1 protein-coding gene and 1 pseudogene are annotated in these 2,529 nt (G+C 70.3%); both read left to right on the forward strand.

All coding sequences use genetic code 11. The features are described 5' to 3' along the window. A partial coding sequence (locus H0U68_RS04775) for a hypothetical protein (RefSeq protein WP_296353202.1) occupies positions 1–1,427 on the forward strand: 1,427 nt, incomplete at its 5' end. Between the two features lie 169 nt (positions 1,428–1,596). Continuing rightward, a pseudogene (locus tag H0U68_RS04780) lies at positions 1,597–2,529 on the forward strand (hypothetical protein); the annotation flags it as partial.

Here is a 2,529-nt window from a genome sequence, read left to right on the forward strand (position 1 = left end):
GCGCCACCACCGCGCGCGGCCCGGTGGTGGCGATGCGCTCGACGCTGCGGCAGCTGCAGGTGCCGCCGGGCAAGTCGATCGCTTACGAAGGCAATGCATCGTTCGGCGGCATCGGGCTGCCGCCGCCGCAGCAGGGCGACGCGCCGCACACCTACAGCGGCTACCTGAGCGGGATGCTGGACTACACCGGCTTCGTCACGCGCGGCAACTACGCGGGCACGCCGCTCGCCGTGTCGCCGCGCTTCGGGCTGGTGGCCGGCGTGCAGCGCTACCGCGCGGGGGAGGTGCTGTTCGTCAACCTGCCGCTGGGCTACCTGAAGGGCCGCACCGACGCGTTGCCGATGCACGGCTTCCTGGGCTACTTCGTGCACCGCATGCTGCAGTCGGCCTCTCTCTCGCCCATGCCCGACGGCGTGCCCGGCCTCATGCTCAACTGGCACCTGGATTCGTCGACCGCGCAGGAGCCGTCGCTGGCGCTGGAGAAGCTCGGGGTGTTCGACGCCGGCCCGTTCTCCATCCACATGACCGCCGGGCCCGACACCATCCAGCCGGGCGACGGCAGGGGATGGAACCTGGACCACAACCCGGTGGCACAGGACCTGCTGCGGCGCCTGAAGGCCAAGGGGCACGACATGGGCAACCATGGCGGCTGGATCCACGACTACTACGGGCTGCGTGCGACCGAGGAGAACCGGAAGTCGTTCCTGCCGTATCTCGAACTCAACCGCGAATCGGTCGAACGCATCGTCGGCCCCAGCCGCAGCTATTCCGCGCCGCTGGGCAACAACCCGATGTGGTCCATGGACTGGCTGGACCGGCGCGGCGTGCGCGCCGTCTACTCCCTGGGCCACACCGGCCTGGGGCCTACGCGCCAGTACCGCGACGGCATGCTGCGCAACCCCCGCATGGTGATGATTCCGGTGACCTCGCTCGGGCTGTACGCCACGTTCGAGGAGTTCCAGTCGCGCGGCGTGCCGCCGGACGAGGTGCGGGCCTGGTACCGCGAGCTGGTGGACTTCTGCCGCGACAACGACACGGCGCGCATGGTCTACCTGCACCCGCCGGGCGCCGCGCGCTGGCCCGACGTGGTGCAGGACCTGCTGTCCCATGTGGCCGCGCAAGGGCCGCGCCTGCGCTGGTACAGCATGGACCAGCTCGCGCAGGCGCTGCTGCAGCGCGTGGACGTGCGCTGGGGGCAGGAGGTCGACGCGCAGGGCCTGGTGCGCTTCGAGGCGGTCCACACGCACGGCCTGAAGGGCCTGGTGTGGCGCCTGCCGAAGTCGCGCTACCAGCGTCCCGTCATCACGGGCGGCGGGTCTGTCGAGGACGGCGGCAGCCATTGGCTGGTGCGCGCGCCGCCCGACAAGACGCTGCGCTTCCAGGCGCAGTTGTCCGCGCTTCCCATGCGCCATCCGGGCAACGGCTGAGATCGCCTTGTCGTCCGGCACGCCGCATATTCACCATCGCTTGGCTATTGCATTTTTAAGTTCGGTGCCTCACACACGAACGGGGTGTTCACGTTTAGTTTCGTGTCCATTCGCAACAAATATTCGAGGTCAGGTCATGAGGTACTTTGTGGAGAATGCGCGCGGCGCTGTGCTCGCCGCTTCCGCATCGTTCTTCGTCGCACTGATAGCGGCGGGATGCGGCGGCGGCACGAGCGGCACCAGTGCGTCCGAGGCCGGGGCGGCGCTGGCGCCACAGGCCGCCAGGGTCGTGGGCGGCGGCGGCGGGACCGTCACCGCCTTCAACGGCGGCATCGCCGATTCCGGCCTGCTCATGCTGCTGCTGCCCGACAACCTCGCCCTCACCGACGGGCGCATCGCTGGATGGACCGACGCCGCTGTGGAACTCGGCGTGCGCATGGCGCCGATCACCGATGCGCAGTTCCTCGCCATGGGCCCGGCCACCGCGCTGAAATACGCCGGCCTGGTGCTGCCCGACGACATGCACACCCTGGCAACCGATGCCGTGGTCGCGGCGGTGCGCAGCTACGTGAACCAGGGCGGCCGCGCCATGCTCACCTTCGACTTCGGCTCGCTCACCACCAACGAGAGCGGCGTGCCCCTGTATGCGGTGCCGAAATCGCGCCTGAGCGACCTGGCGGGTGTCGACTACGTGCTGTACGACGAGCTGCGCGAGCGCACCACCGGCCTCGGGCCGGTGACCGCGATGCGCTCGACCTTCCGCCAGCTGCTGGTGCCTCCGGGCAAATCGCTGCCCTACGCCGACACGGCGGCCGGCGGCACCCCGGGCGCACTGGCGCCGCAGGCGAGCACCGTCACAAGCACCGCGGCGGCACCCGTTGCGAGCCTGGTGCGCAACGCACGCTACCTGCCGGTGAGCGTGGAGGATCCGGGCGGCGTGCGAGGCTTCGATCCGCAGCAGTTCCAGCAGGTCCCGCTGCCCAGCGTGCGCGAACGCAAGCAAGGCACGCTGCGTGCGCGCGTGCCGATCGACTACGGCCGTGCCATCGTCGGCGCGCAGGTGGCCAGCGCGACCCGCGCGCAGCCGCAGGCTGCGCCAGCG

Origin of the sequence: Ramlibacter sp. (genome assembly GCF_013697775.1) — a bacterium.
Taxonomy (GTDB): domain Bacteria; phylum Pseudomonadota; class Gammaproteobacteria; order Burkholderiales; family Burkholderiaceae_C; genus Ramlibacter.